The organism is Mycobacterium barrassiae (assembly GCF_025822765.1).
GTDB lineage: Bacteria > Actinomycetota > Actinomycetes > Mycobacteriales > Mycobacteriaceae > Mycobacterium > Mycobacterium barrassiae.
In genome coordinates this window covers 50,797-64,803 of sequence record NZ_JACKUK010000025.1, presented here as the reverse complement: position 1 = coordinate 64,803, position 14,007 = coordinate 50,797, and the positions used below count along the sequence as shown (strand labels likewise).

The 14,007-nt window shown below is 66.9% G+C and carries 13 protein-coding genes; 8 read left to right on the top strand and 5 right to left on the bottom strand.

Going from position 1 to position 14,007, the window contains the following annotated elements; translation table 11 throughout:
- The first annotated feature begins 8 nt into the window (after positions 1-8).
- A complete protein-coding gene (locus H7J93_RS14925) occupies positions 9-1,658 on the top strand; it encodes a DNA repair helicase XPB (protein ID WP_267307086.1) in 1,650 nt (549 codons plus the stop codon).
- Here the strand turns inward: H7J93_RS14925 and H7J93_RS14920 are convergent.
- A complete protein-coding gene (locus H7J93_RS14920) occupies positions 1,655-1,999 on the bottom strand; it encodes a cupin domain-containing protein (protein WP_267307085.1) in 345 nt (114 codons plus the stop codon). The genes H7J93_RS14925 and H7J93_RS14920 overlap by 4 nt on opposite strands.
- Positions 2,000-2,250: 251 nt before the next feature.
- Here H7J93_RS14920 and H7J93_RS14915 point away from each other — a divergent pair, with 251 nt between their 5' ends.
- On the top strand, positions 2,251-2,856 hold the full coding sequence (locus H7J93_RS14915) for a hypothetical protein (protein ID WP_267307084.1): 606 nt from the start codon (positions 2,251-2,253) through the stop codon (positions 2,854-2,856).
- Here H7J93_RS14915 and H7J93_RS14910 read toward each other — a convergent pair whose 3' ends face one another.
- On the bottom strand, positions 2,857-3,849 hold the full coding sequence (locus H7J93_RS14910) for an LLM class F420-dependent oxidoreductase (RefSeq protein WP_267307083.1): 993 nt from the start codon (positions 3,847-3,849) through the stop codon (positions 2,857-2,859).
- 11 nt (positions 3,850-3,860) lie between these two features.
- Entirely contained in the window at positions 3,861-5,264 is a 1,404-nt protein-coding gene (locus tag H7J93_RS14905; protein ID WP_267307082.1) for an amidase, read from the bottom strand.
- 185 nt (positions 5,265-5,449) lie between these two features.
- Between H7J93_RS14905 and H7J93_RS14900 the strand changes: the two genes are divergently transcribed.
- From H7J93_RS14900 to biuH, 3 genes are all read left to right on the top strand, one after another.
- Positions 5,450-5,665 (top strand): hypothetical protein, encoded by a 216-nt coding sequence (locus tag H7J93_RS14900; protein ID WP_267307081.1) that lies wholly within the window; start codon positions 5,450-5,452, stop codon positions 5,663-5,665.
- A 45-nt stretch (positions 5,666-5,710) separates the two neighbouring features.
- Positions 5,711-6,136: a pyridoxamine 5'-phosphate oxidase family protein gene (locus H7J93_RS14895; protein WP_267307080.1), complete on the top strand. Its 426-nt coding sequence runs from the start codon at positions 5,711-5,713 to the stop codon at positions 6,134-6,136.
- Positions 6,137-6,256: 120 nt separating this feature from the next.
- Positions 6,257-6,988, top strand: coding sequence for a biuret amidohydrolase (gene biuH, locus H7J93_RS14890; RefSeq protein WP_267307079.1), 732 nt, complete (start codon positions 6,257-6,259; stop codon positions 6,986-6,988).
- Between the two features lie 69 nt (positions 6,989-7,057).
- On the opposite strand, the gene H7J93_RS14885 is transcribed toward biuH, so the two are convergent.
- Positions 7,058-9,202: a 3-hydroxyacyl-CoA dehydrogenase NAD-binding domain-containing protein gene (locus H7J93_RS14885; RefSeq protein ID WP_267307078.1), complete on the bottom strand. Its 2,145-nt coding sequence runs from the start codon at positions 9,200-9,202 to the stop codon at positions 7,058-7,060.
- 30 nt (positions 9,203-9,232) lie between these two features.
- The gene (locus tag H7J93_RS14880; RefSeq protein ID WP_267307077.1) at positions 9,233-10,444 is read right to left on the bottom strand and encodes an acetyl-CoA C-acetyltransferase; all 1,212 of its coding nucleotides are present in this window, start codon (positions 10,442-10,444) and stop codon (positions 9,233-9,235) included.
- A gap of 188 nt (positions 10,445-10,632) precedes the next feature.
- On the opposite strand from H7J93_RS14880, the gene H7J93_RS14875 reads away from it, so the two are divergent.
- The 3 genes from H7J93_RS14875 to alc are packed head-to-tail and all read left to right on the top strand — an operon-like array spanning position 10,633 to position 14,004.
- The gene (locus H7J93_RS14875; RefSeq protein ID WP_267307076.1) at positions 10,633-11,817 is read left to right on the top strand and encodes a pyridoxal phosphate-dependent aminotransferase; all 1,185 of its coding nucleotides are present in this window, start codon (positions 10,633-10,635) and stop codon (positions 11,815-11,817) included.
- Positions 11,765-13,045 carry a DUF6986 family protein gene (locus H7J93_RS14870; protein ID WP_276021994.1) on the top strand — a complete coding sequence of 427 codons (1,281 nt, stop codon included), beginning with the start codon at positions 11,765-11,767 and terminating at the stop codon, positions 13,043-13,045. Before H7J93_RS14875 ends, H7J93_RS14870 begins: the two co-directional genes overlap by 53 nt.
- Positions 13,042-14,004 (top strand): allantoicase, encoded by a 963-nt coding sequence (alc, locus tag H7J93_RS14865; RefSeq protein WP_267307074.1) that lies wholly within the window; start codon positions 13,042-13,044, stop codon positions 14,002-14,004. Before H7J93_RS14870 ends, alc begins: the two co-directional genes overlap by 4 nt.
- Positions 14,005-14,007: the final 3 nt, after the last annotated feature.

Genomic DNA, 14,007 nt, shown 5'->3' with positions numbered 1-14,007 from the left:
TGGACAAAATGACCGACGGCCCCCTGATCGTGCAGTCCGACAAGACCGTGCTGCTCGAAGTCGACCATCCTCAGGCCGGTGCGGCCCGGGCCGCGATCGCCCCGTTCGCCGAACTGGAGCGTGCGCCCGAGCACGTCCACACCTACCGGATCACCCCGCTGGCGCTGTGGAACGCCCGTGCCGCGGGGCACGACGCCGAGCAGGTGGTCGACGCATTGGTGTCGTTCTCGCGATACGCGGTGCCGCAGCCGCTGCTCGTCGACATCGTCGACACCATGGCCCGCTATGGGCGCCTGCAGTTGGTCAAACATCCGGCGCACGGTCTGACGCTGGTGAGCCTGGACCGCGCGGTGCTCGAGGAGGTGTTGCGCAACAAGAAGATCGCCCCCATGCTCGGCGCGCGCATCGACGACGACACGGTCCAGGTGCACAACAGCGAACGCGGGCGCGTCAAACAGATGCTTCTCAAGATCGGTTGGCCCGCAGAGGATCTCGCGGGATATGTCGACGGTGAGGCGCATCCGATCAGCCTCGCGCAGGACGGTTGGCACCTGCGCGACTACCAGGAGATGGCCACCGAGTCGTTCTGGGAGGGCGGATCCGGTGTCGTGGTGTTGCCGTGCGGTGCGGGCAAGACGCTCGTCGGAGCGGCGGCGATGGCCAAGGCGTCCGCGACCACACTCATCCTGGTCACCAACACGGTCGCGGGCAGGCAATGGAAACGCGAGCTGATCAACCGCACCTCGTTGACCGAGGACGAGATCGGCGAGTACTCGGGCGAAAAGAAGGAGATCCGCCCGGTCACCATCGCCACCTATCAGGTCATCACCCGTCGCACCAAGGGCGAGTACAAACACCTCGAACTGTTCGACAGCCGCGACTGGGGGCTGATCATCTACGACGAGGTGCATCTGCTGCCCGCTCCCGTGTTCCGGATGACCGCCGACCTGCAGTCGCGGCGACGGCTCGGCCTGACCGCCACGCTGATCCGCGAGGATGGGCGCGAGGGTGACGTGTTCTCGCTGATCGGGCCGAAGCGATATGACGCCCCGTGGAAGGACATCGAGGCGCAGGGCTGGATCGCGCCCGCCGAGTGCGTCGAGGTACGGGTCACGATGACCGACAACGAGCGGATGCTCTACGCCGTCGCCGAACCGGACGAGCGGTACAAGCTCTGCTCGACGGTGCACTCCAAGATCGCGGTGGTGAAGTCGATTCTGGCCAAGCACCCGGGCGATCAGACCCTGGTGATCGGTGCATACCTCGACCAACTCGACGAATTGGGAACCGAACTCAACGCTCCGGTGATCCAGGGGTCGACCAAAACCGCCGAGCGTGAGGCGCTGTTCGATCAATTCCGACGCGGCGAGATCCCCACGCTGGTGGTGTCCAAGGTCGCCAACTTCTCCATCGACCTACCGGAAGCCAATGTGGCCGTGCAGGTTTCGGGCACCTTTGGGTCCCGCCAGGAAGAGGCGCAGCGGCTGGGCAGGCTGCTGAGGCCCAAGGCCGACGGCGGCGGCGCGATCTTCTATTCGGTGGTCTCGCGAGACAGCCTCGACGCGGAGTACGCCGCACACCGTCAGCGGTTCCTGGCCGAGCAGGGCTACGGCTACATCATCAAGGACGCCGACGATCTGCTCGGCCCCGCGATCTAGGTATGCGGCCCAACCGGTTTCGACACGGTCAGTAAAACCACCGAATCTTCGATGGCACTCAGCCCGTGGCGTTCGCGGGGCAGGACGATGTGGTCACCGGGTGTACCGTCCCATCCCGACGACGAGTTGGTCACCCTGACCCTGCCCTGCAGAACCTGCAGCGTGGCCTCACCCGGGCTCTCGTGGTCGTCGAGCTTGCTGCCCGCCGTCAACGCCATCAGGGTCTGGCGCAACGAATGCTCGTGGCCGCCGTACACCGTGTGCGCGCTGCGGCCGCTGCTGGCCGCTCGAGCGGTTTCCAGATGCTCACGAGCGAGTGCGGTCAGAGAGATCTTCTCCATCGTCGACGCACCTTTCAGGCGATCGGATATGTAGTAGAGCTTGGCCGCCGTGATTCGGGCTGGTGAATACGCGGCACAACCAATGCATCCTCCACCATTGTCGTCATCGACGGCACCGGCAAGACCGAGGCCGGTCCTTCCGGACCTCCGGAAATCGCCCTGACCCCGCGCGAGCCGCGCAAACGCGTTAGCCTCATCCCGGGTCGGCACCAGCCCTCGCGGGCTTCGAGCAGGAAGCGCACACGGCACACATGAGCGGATACACCTCCTCACTTCGGTGGGTCGCCGGGATCGCGGTCACTGCTGCCGCGATCGGGATGGGCGCCCTCGTCGCCGCCACCCAGGCCGGCGCGCAGCCGGCCGCACCGTCTGTGCCAGGGCAAACACCGGCGCCCGGCCAGCCCGTCATGGACGTCCCCGGGGCCGAGCCGGTGGCGGCCCCCGCGCCGCCCCCTGTCGGTCCGCCGCCCGTTCCGGAGATCGCCAACCCGCAGTACGGGCAGGGCAACACCGACGGTCCGCTGGGCTTCCTGCGTGATGCCTGGCACATGGCCCAGGACCCGTACAGCTTCACCGGCCCCATGCAGCCCGGCGACATCAAACCGGCCGTGCCCCCGCCGGGAGCCGGTGCGGCGCCGCCGCTGCCACCTGGCTACCAGTCGCTGACCGACCCCGCGTCGAACGGGCCGGTGACGACGAAGGTTTACGAAGGCGGCCCCCCGCTGCCGGAGGGGTACTACCCGCTCACCGGGCCACCACCGCCCGGGTACTTCGACGCGCCGCCCGACCCGAACGTGCAACAGCCCGTCGACCCCAACGCGCTACCGGCCAACGGGCCCATCGCACCGCGGCCCTGACTAGCTCAGCGCGGGGATGACCTCGCGCTCGAACATCTCGATGCCTGAGCGGTCATACGCGGCCTCGGGGAAGTAGAGAATCGCGTACTCGCAACCCAGGTCGCGCAGGCGCTTCAGTTTCTCGACGACCTGTTCCGTTGTGCCACTTGCGGAGTCTGGCGACTTCACGTTGTCGAGCATCGCGTCGACCGCCTGCTCGTTGGCTTTGGTGACCTGCCGGGCACGCAACCGGGCGATGCGTTCGTCGACATCTTCTTCCGACGTGCCGATCACGGCGTTGACGTTGGCCGACCGCACGATCGCGTCGAAGTCGGTGCCGACATCCCGGCAGTGGTCCGCGAGCACCTGCGACTTGTGCGCGAATCCCTCTGGCTCCGAGGTGAAGTTCGTGTACTGCGCATACTTCGCCGCGATTTTCAGCGTGACCTTTTCCCCACCACCCGCGATCCACATCGGCAAGCCGCCCTCCTGCAACGGCTTCGGGGCGACGATCGCGCCGTCGACCTGATAGTGCTTGCCGTGGAAGGTGACTCGGCCGTCGCGCCAGGCGTCGCGCATGATCTGCACGCCCTCGTCGAGCATCTTCAATCGCGTACCGGCGGAGGGGAATCCATAGCCGTACGCCTCCCACTCGTGCTGATACCAGCCGCCGCCGATACCCATCTGCACCCGACCGCCGGAGATGATGTCCGCGGTGGCGGCGACCTTCGCCAGATAGACCGGGTTGCGATAGCCCATGGCCGTACACATCTGGCCGAGCTTGATGCGCGACGTGACCGCGGCGTATGCCGACATCAGCGACCACGCCTCGTGCGTCGCCTCGTCCGTCGGCACCGGGACGGTGTGGAAGTGGTCGTAGACCCACAACGAGTCCCACGCGCCGCTGCCGTCGGCGTACGCGGCGAGGTCACGCATCACCGACCACTGCTGATCCGGGGGAATGTCGATGAGATCGAGTCGCCAGCCCTGTGGGATGAACAGTCCGAAGCGCATGGCTCCCGACTCTATGCAACCAGCGGCGGGGGACGCCATCCTCCCAGTGCCGTTTCCAGTCGGCGCGCCACCGCGAGCGCCGTCGCGTCCTCCCACGGCCTTGCCGCGATCTGCACACCGATGGGCAGACCCTCGTGCGAAGTGCCGCACCGGACGACGACGGCCGGCCAGCCGGTGAGGTTGTGTGCCATGAGGTGGGAGAAGTCCGATATCTCGACGAGCCCGTGGTGGTGCGGCTTGGCCGCGGTCGGCATGGCAGGTCCGATGATCACGTCGTAGTCGGCCATGAACTCGAGCATTTCGATGCGGTAGGCGTCGATCTCGGTGAGCCGCCGTCTAGCCTCCGACAGCGAGAAGTCGACCCGTCGCGCTTGTTTGAGGAACTCGGCGAGTTCCTCGGAAGGGTCAGTCGCACCGATCGCCGCCAGGTCGGCTTCGAACCCTTCGCCGCGGTCGCCGCCGAGGAACACGGACTCCCACAACAATTCGATCGTGCGGCCGAGGCACAGCGGCGCGTCGTGCTCGACGAGGCCGACCACGTCCGTCAGCACCCGCACCGCGTCGCCGACGACGGCCGCGACGTCCTCTTCGGGCGGCGAGATGCCGTCGTCGAGGTAGGTGGCGACCCGAAGCCGGGCCAGGTCGACGTCGCCGGGATCGCTGAGCGGCGCGGGCACCGCGTAGGGATCACGTAGATCCGGACCGTTCATGATCGACAGGCCCAGGTGCAGATCCGCCACGGACCTCGCCAGCGGGCCGTAGCAGTTGAACGGTCCGAAGATGCCGAGCGCATCGCCGAAGACGCTGCCGGTCCGCGGAATTCGCCCGTGGGTCGGCTTGAGGCCGGCGATTCCGGTGTTGTGCGACGGCTGTCGGATGCTGCCGCCGCCGTCCGACCCGACGCTCAGCGCGGCGCCGCCCGCGCAGACCAGCGCCGCCGAACCGCCGCTGCTGCCACCCGGGGTCCGCGACAGGTCGAACGGATTGTTGGTGCGGCCGTAGAGGTTGTTGTTCGACTCGCCACCGCGGCCCATTTCGGGGACGTTCGTGAGTCCGAGCACGATCGCGCCTTCGTTGCGAAGCCGCGCCACCACCGTCGCGTCGTCGGAGGCGGTGGCGCGCAGCGCCGGGCTGCCGCCCGAGCATTCGAGGCCGGCGACCTTCATGACGTCCTTGACCACGACTGGCAGTCCGTGGGCGCGGCCGAGCGGGGCGCCGCGTGCGACACGGTCGTCGGCCTCAGCGGCGGCGGCCAGGCACTGCTGCGGATCGGTGGCCGCCACGAGCGCGTTGAGAGCGGGATTGACGGCGTCGATGCGTGCAAGGTGCGCCTCGATGACCTCCCGGCACGAGACCGTCCCGGCGGCCATCAGACGAACCAGCTCATGAGCGGGCAGCTGACAAAAATCGGTCATTTGTTAGCTCATCTCTGGAATTGCCACAGGATCACGTCGAAGTTTCCAGCACAAAAGTAGTGGTCGGGCCGTTATCAGCCTGCAATGGCGACATCCTCCAGTCAGCGTGTGCGTTCGCCGTCAGGTGTTGTATGGTGTGGCTCACAAGGAAGCATTCATGTGACGCAAGCCACAAGGAGTGATCGATGTTCGGACGGCGTGACTCCATGACGGAGTTGAAGTCGCACCACATGCGTCATCCCGGGGCGATCCACGTCCGTTGGTACATGGTCCTCCTGTTGGCCGTCATTGCGATTGCCGCGATCGCAGGCGTCGCGAGCACCCTGGCAATGGGTCAGCCACAGGTGGCCTTCGTCATCGGCCTCGTCGCCGTGGCGTTCTTCTCGCGCATCGGCTGCTGACGTAAGCCCACCGGCCCGACGGACGTCGGGTCTAGCGTGGGCAACATGGCCCTTTCCAAAGAAGAACGCGAACAGTTTCTGGCCGAGCCGCATATCGGGGCGCTGTCGGTGAGCGCAGGCGACAAGCGCGGACCTCTGACCGTTCCCATCTGGTACCAGTACAGTCCCGGCGGTGAGCTGTGGGTGCACACCGGCAACGGTTCGCGTAAGCATCGGCTGATCGAGTCGCAGGGTGAGTTCACATTGATGGCCCAGCGCCTCGAGCCCACAGTGCGATACGTAGCGGTCGACGGTCCGGTCAGCCGCATCGAGCCGGCCACCGACGAGCAACTCGTCGAGATGGTCAAGCGCTATCTGCCGCCCGAAAAGGTCGACGGCTATCTGGAGTTCGCCCGCCGCGAGCACGGCGACAGCGTCGCCATCTTCATGAAGCCGGCGCACTGGCTATCCGCCGACCTCGGATCGATCTGACCGCAAGCGCACTGGCCTCGTAACGAAATCTTCACGCGGCCCTAACCGTTGGCGACCGCGTCAGCGGCCGACGGACTGTATACAAGTGACAATTCGACGGCCCTGAGTGGAGAAGCCCGTATGACGACCCCGGTGACCATCGACGCCAAACCCTATGCGTGGCCTTACGACGGCGACATCGTCGCCGAGCACACCGCGTTGATCAACATCGACTGGCAGGTCGATTTCTGCGGTGAGGGCGGCTATGTCGACCGGATGGGTTACGACCTCTCCCTGGTCCGCATGCCCCTCGGCCCGGCGCAGCGGGTGCTCAACGCCGCACGCGACGCGGGGTTGTTCATCATCCACACCCGCGAGGGCCACCGACCGGACCTGTCGGATCTGCCGCCCAACAAGAGATGGCGCTCGGCTCAGATCGGCGCCGAGATCGGATCGGTCGGGCCGTGCGGACGCATCCTCACCCGGGGTGAGCCGGGGTGGGAACTGGTGCCCGAAATGGCTCCGCTGCCAGGCGAACTGGTGATCGACAAGCCAGGCAAGGGCAGCTTCTACGCGACGGATCTGGATCTGATCCTGCAGACGAACCAGATCACTCACATCATCTTCACCGGCATCACCACCGATGTCTGCGTGCACACCACGATGCGCGACGCCAACGACCGCGGTTACGAATGCTTGGTGGTGTCCGATGCGACGGGCGCAACCGATTACGCGAATCACCTTGCCGCGCTGAAGATGATCACGATGCAGGGCGGCGTTTTCGGGGCGCACGCCACGAGTTCGGACGTGTTGGTCGCCCTCGAGACGCTGTGGACGCGGATGGCCGCCGAACCGGTTGCCGCCGTGGGTTAGCGAACCGCTGCGTGTCCAACGCAAAAGCCCCCGAAACCGCAAGAGTTCCGGGGGCTTTCGCGTATCGGTTTAGAGCAGCGACTGCGGCGGGGTGAACCGGTCGCCGTAGCGCTCGGCCAACTGCTTGGCCCGCGCGACGAACGCGTCCTTGCCGACGCCCAGTTCACCCTCGTAGCCGACGATGAACTGCGCGCTGCCGCCGGTGTAGGGCGGGTAGCCGATGCCCATGATCGAGCCGATGTTCGCATCGGCGGTCGAGGTCAGCACGCCCTCGTCGAGGCACTTCTGGGTCTCCAGCGCCTCGGCGAACAGCATGCGGTCGATCATGTCCTGCAACGGAATATCAGCGTTGTTCGAGCCGAACGTGTCGGCCAGGCCCGGCCACAGGCCGACGCGCTTGCCGTCGGCGTACTCGTAGAAGCCGGCGCCCTTGAGTCGCGACGGACGACCGATCTCGATCATCTTGTTCACGACGGCCTCCGCCGGGTGCGGCTCGTAGGTCGCGCCGCTGGCCTCGGCGGCCTTGCGGGTCTCGGTCGCGATCTTCTGCATCAGCTCCAGGTTGAGCTCATCCGAGAGCTGAAGCGGCGCCGCCGGGTAACCGGCCTGCGCACCCGCCTGCTCGATGCTGGCCGCGGGCACACCCTCACCCAGCATCGCGAGCGCCTCGTTGACGAAGGTGCCGATGACGCGGCTGGTGAAGAAGCCGCGGCTGTCGTTGACCACGATCGGGGTCTTGCCGATGGCCAAGGTGTAGTCGAACACCCGGGCCAACGCCTCGTCGGAAGTCTTCTCGCCCTTGATGATCTCCACCAGCGGCATCTTGTCGACCGGCGAGAAGAAGTGGATACCGATGAAGTCCTCCTGGCGCTTCACGCCGGTCGCCAGACCGGTGATCGGCAGCGTGGAGGTGTTCGAACCCAGCAGCGCGTTCGGCTCGACGATGTCCTCGATCTCCTGGAACACCTTGTGCTTGAGTTCCTGGTTCTCGAAGACGGCCTCGATCACGAAGTCGACGCCCTTGAGGTCGGCGGCCTCCGCGGTCGGCGTGATGCGAGCCAGCAGCGCGTCCGACTTCTCCTTTGTGGTCTTGCCCCGCTCGAGCGCCTTGGCTTCCAGCTTCTCGGAGTAGCCCTTGCCCTTCTGCGCGGCTTCGAGGCTGACGTCCTTGAGCACGACGTCGAAGCCGGCCTTGGCCGACACGTAGGCGATGCCTGCGCCCATCATGCCCGCGCCAAGCACGCCGATCTTCTTGATCTCCTGCTTGGCGATACCGTCCGGCCGTGAGGCGCCGCCGTTGATGGCCTGCAGGTCGAAGAAGAACGCCTGGATCATGTTCTTGGCGACCTGACCGGTGACCAACTTCGTGAAGTAGCGGCTCTCGATACGGCTGGCGGTGTCGAAGTCCACCTGCGCACCCTCCACAGCCGCGTCGAGGATCGCGCGCGGCGCCGGCATCGGCGCACCCTTGAGCTGCTTCTTCAGCAGTGCGGGGAACGACGGCAGGATGCTCGCCAGGCCCGGGCTGCTCGGGGTGCCGCCGGGCATCTTGTAGCCCTTCTGGTCCCACGGCTGGGTGTGTGCGTCGGGGTTGGCCTTGATCCGGGCCTTCGCCGCGGGGACGAGCTCGTCGACGGTCGGCAGGACCTCGTCGACCAGGCCAATCTCCTTGGCCTTGCCCGGCTTGAACCGGGTGCCCTGGCTCAGCACCTCCATGAATGCCTTCTGGATGCCGAACATCCGCACGCTGCGGGCCACCCCGCCGCCGCCGGGCAGCAGGCCCAGCGTCACCTCTGGGAAGCCGACGACTGCGCCGGGAACGTCGGCGATGATCCGGTGGTGGGTGGCCAGCGCGATCTCCAGGCCACCGCCGAGTGCGGCGCCGTTGATGGCCGCCACGACCGGCTTGCCCAGCGTCTCCAGCTTGCGCAGGTCGGCCTTGATCGCCTCCGGGGTGGCGAACGCCTCGGCCGCGTCGTCCGGGCCGAGGTTGATCATGCCCTTGAGGTCACCGCCGGCGAAGAAGGTCTTCTTCGCGCTGGTGATGACGACGCCGGTGATCGAATCCTTCTCCGCGACAAGCCGTTCCACCGCGTTGTGCATGGATTCGGTGTAGTGCTCGTTCATCACGTTGGCCGAACCGGTCGGGTCGTCCAACGTCAGGGTGACGATGCCGTCGGCATCCTTGTCCCACTTGATGGTGTTCTCTGCCATGGTCTTTCGTTTCCTCTGTTCCGACGCGGCTCAGACGCGCTCGATGATGGTGGCCACACCCATGCCGCCGCCGATGCACAGCGTGATCAGCGCACGCTTGGCGCCACGCCGCTCGAGCTCGTCGACCATGGTTCCGGTGATCATGGCGCCGGTGGCGCCCAGCGGGTGACCCATCGCGATGGCGCCACCGTTGACGTTGAGCTTCTCGTCGGGGATGTTCAGATCCTTCTGGAACTTCAACACCACCGAGGCGAACGCCTCGTTCAGCTCGAACAGGTCGATGTCGTCGACCGTCAGACCCGCACGGTCGAGCACCTTGCGGGTGGCCGGCGTCGGGCCGGTCAGCATGATGACCGGGTCGGCGCCACTGGTGGCGGTGGCCACGATGCGGGCGCGCGGCGTCAGCCCCTGCGACTTCCCCGCACTTTCAGAGCCGACGAGCACCAGCGCGGCGCCGTCGACGATGCCGGAGCTGTTACCGCCGGTGTGGACGTGGTTGATCTTCTCGACGAAGTGGTACTTCTGCAGCGCCACATCATCGAAGCCGCCCATCGCACCGACACCGTCGAACGCGGTCTTGAGCTGACCGAGGCCCTCGAGCGTGGTGTCGGGACGCATGTGCTCGTCATGGTCGAGGATGACCAGACCGTTCTGGTCGCGGACCGGCACGACGGACTTGGCGAAGTAACCGCCCGACCATGCGGCCGCGGCCTTCTCCTGGCTGCGCAGCGCGTAGCGGTCGACGTCCTCGCGGGAGAAGCCCTCGATGGTGGCGATCAGGTCGGCGCCGATGCCCTGCGGGACGAAGCCGATGCGGTAGTTGGTCTCGGGATCGCTGGCCCAGGCGCCGCCGTCGGAGCCCATCGGCACGCGGCTCATCGACTCGACACCACCGGCGAGCACCAGGTCATCCCAGCCGGAGCGGACCTTCTGTGCGGCGGTGTTGACGGCCTCCAGGCCGGAGGCGCAGAACCGGTTGAGCTGGAAGCCGCCGGTGGTCTCGGGCAGGTTGGCCACCAGGGCCGCGGTGCGGGCGATGTCGCCGCCCTGGTCGCCCACGGGCGACACGCAACCGAGGATGACGTCGCTGATCAGCGTCTCGTCCAGGTCGGGGAAGCGGCTGCGGATCTCGTCGATCAGGCCTACGACCAGGTTGACCGGCTTGACCTCGTTGAGGGCGCCGCCCCGGTTCTTGCCTCGAGGTGTACGAATGGCTTCGTAGATGAAGGCTTCTTCAGACATGAAGATTTTTCCTGTTCAGATGGGGTTGTTGGGAACCTGCCCACATGGGCGGTAGTCCTCTGGTCGCAGCCTACAGCCCCACCCAACCGGCTGGTTGGGCAGCCTGTCGCTCCCCGCGAGCAGACGCAAAGCGCCCATTTATCGCGGCGTGTTGGGGCAGTTTGCGTCTGCTCGGCAAGATGGTGACCGTGACAGTCCGACGCCTGCAGCCGTACGCGGTGACGATCTTCGCCGAGATGTCGGCGCTTGCGGCGCGCATCGGCGCCGTGAACCTGGGCCAGGGCTTCCCCGACGAGGACGGTCCGCCGGCGATGCTGAAGATCGCGGAGAACGCGATCGCCGAGGGCGTCAACCAGTACCCGCCCGGCCTCGGTATCGCACCGCTTCGTGAGGCGATCGCCGCGCAGCGCAAACGGAACTTCGGAACCGACTACGACCCGGACACCGAGGTGCTGGTGACTGTCGGCGCCACCGAAGCGATCGCCGCGTCGGTCCTGGGCCTCGTGGAGCCCGGCTCGGAGGTGCTGCTCATCGAGCCGTTCTACGACTCCTACTCCCCCGTGCTGGCGATGGCGGGCTGTGAGCGGCGCGCCGTACCCATGGTGGCCGACGGTCGCGGCTTCGCGATCGACGTCGACGGCCTGCGCCGGGCCGTGACGCCGAAGACCAAGGCGCTGATCGTCAACTCGCCGCACAACCCGACGGGGATGGTCGCCAGCGACGCCGAGCTGAAAGCGCTGGCCGAACTCGCCGTCGAAGCTGATCTCCTGGTCATCTCCGACGAGGTCTACGAACATCTGGTGTTCGACGGCCGCAGCCACCTCCCGCTCGCGAACTATCCCGGGATGGCCGAGCGCACCATCACCATCTCCAGTGCCGCGAAGATGTTCAACGTCACCGGCTGGAAGATCGGATGGGCCTGCGGCCAGGCAGAACTCATCGCCGGGGTACGCGCAGCCAAGCAGTACCTCTCCTACGTCGGCGGGGCCCCGTTCCAGCCCGCCGTCGCGCATGCGCTCAACACCGAGGACACCTGGGTCGCCGCGCTGCGGGATTCGTTGCAGGCCAAGCGCGACCGACTCGGCTCGGCGCTGTCCGACATCGGCTTCGACGTGCACGACAGTTTGGGCACCTATTTCCTGTGCGCCGACCCTCGGCCCCTGGGCTATGACGACAGCACGACGTTCTGCGCCGAACTGCCCGAGAAGACGGGCGTGGCGGCGATACCGATGGCGGCGTTCTGCGATCCGGACGGTGCGGACTTCGAGCAGTGGAACCACCTGGTGCGCTTCGCGTTCTGCAAGCGCGACGACACCCTCGATGAGGCCATCCGCCGGCTGTCGTCGATGCGACGTGGCAGCCGGCATCTGTGACGATGGACGGGTGGCAGAACCCGGCAGGCCGATAGTGCCGACGCTTCACGCCCGCATCGACGAACTGCTGGCGGGGGTGGAGGCCGATCTCGACGCCCGCTACCCCGGCGGCGACGTCGACCAGCCCGTGCACACCGTGTACGTCAGCGCCGCCGATGCCACCGTGACCACGCCTGCGGACTGGGGTACGGCCGCCACTGATCTGCTCGACCGCCAGCACGACCTGCTCGTCGAACTCGGCGGCGACGACGCGGTCGGCGCCGTGCGGCAGCGGTTGGTGTCCGCGCCGATACAGGATCTGCGGCTGGACTTCGAAGACGGATACGGACACCGCCCCGACGACACCGAAGACCGCGACGCCCGACGCGCGGGACACACGCTCGCGGCGCTCGGCATCGACCTCTGCGGTATCCGAATCAAGGGGCTCACTGTCACCGAACGCAAACGCGCCATCCGCACCCTCGAGTTGGTGCTCGACGCCGCTGGCCAGGTCCCGTCCGGCTTCGTGTTCACGGTCCCCAAGGTGCGCGCGGCCGAACAGGCCACCGCCGCGGTATGGCTCTGCGAAGCCCTGGAACAAGCGCACGGGCTACCCGACCGCACACTACGTTTCGAGCTGCAGATCGAGAGCCCGCAGGCAATCATCGGCGCCGACGGCACCGCCACCGTCGCCAAGGCCCTGCACCGTAGCGACGGACGCTGCCTCGGGTTGCATTACGGCACTTATGATTACAGCGCAGCATGCGGTATCGCACCGCAGCAGCAGTCACTCGATCACCCGGTCGCCGACCACGCCAAGGCCGTCATGCTGGCCGCTTCGGCACAGACCGGCGTGCGCGTCGCCGACGGCTCCACGCAGGTGATACCGGTCGGCACGGACGATCAGGTCCGCTCGGCGCTCCGGAGACACCACCACCTGGTCACCCGCGCCCTGGAGCGCGGCTACTACCAGGGCTGGGACATGCATCCCGGACATCTCGTCACCCGCTGGCTGGCCACGATCACGTTCTTTCAGGCCGCACTGGCGACTGCCGCGCCGCGGCTGCAGGCGTATCTCGACCGCCGCGGCGGTGTGATCGTCGACGAACCGGCGACCGCCGAGGCACTGGCGACCGTCGTACTGCGCGGACTGGCTGTCGACGCGTTCACCATCGACGACGTGCTGGCTCTGGCGCCCGGCGCCGACATCACGGTGTTGCGAAACCTGAAGAACCGCAAGCTGTCATGACCACTTCACCACCGGATTTCACCTGGCTGCCCGACCTGGCGCTGCGCACGGCGGGCGGGGCGGTCGTTTGGGCCAACGACGAATCCTTCGCCGAGAAGGAGAACCTAATCAAGCCGGGGCCTGCGAAGTATCAGCCCGCCACGTTCGGACACCGCGGCCAGATCTATGACGGGTGGGAGACCCGGCGGCGCCGCGAACCCGGTTTCGACGAGGCGATCGTGCGCCTCGGTGTGCCCGGCGTGATCCGCGGTGTGGTCATCGACACGGCGTGGTTCAAGGGCAACTTCCCGCCGGAGGCATCACTGGACGCGCTGGAGGTCGACGGCTATCCGACCGCGGAAGAGCTTGCCGCCGAACCGGGTTGGGTGAGCATCGTCGAGCGCGCCAAGATCTACGGCGACAGCCGAAACCCGTTCGAGGTGACGTCCGACCGCCGGTGGACCCACGTCCGGCTGCGCATATATCCCGATGGCGGCGTGGCGCGGCTGCGGGTACACGGCGAAGGCAAACCCGACCGCCGCTTCCTCGGCAGTGGCCCCGTCGATCTGGCCGCACTGGAGAACGGCGGGCTGGTGCTGGATTGCTCGAACCGGTTCTACAGCTCACCGCAGAACCTGATCTTCCCCGGGCTTGCCAAGGTCATGGGCGACGGCTGGGAGACCGCGCGCCGGCGCGACGCCGCCAACGACTGGGTGCACATCCGGCTGGCGGGACCCGGCCGGATACGGCTGGCGGAGATCGACACCTCCTACTTCATCGGCAACAGCCCCGCCGCGGCATCGCTGAAAGGGCTTGACACCCAGGGTCAATGGGTGGAACTCCTGCCCCGGACCAACCTGCTGCCCGACACCCGGCACCGGTTCCTGGTCGACGCGGACGCCACCGTGACCGAGGCCAGGCTGGACATCTACCCCGACGGCGGCCTGGCCCGGCTGCGGTTGTTCGGTGAGCTCCTGTGAACG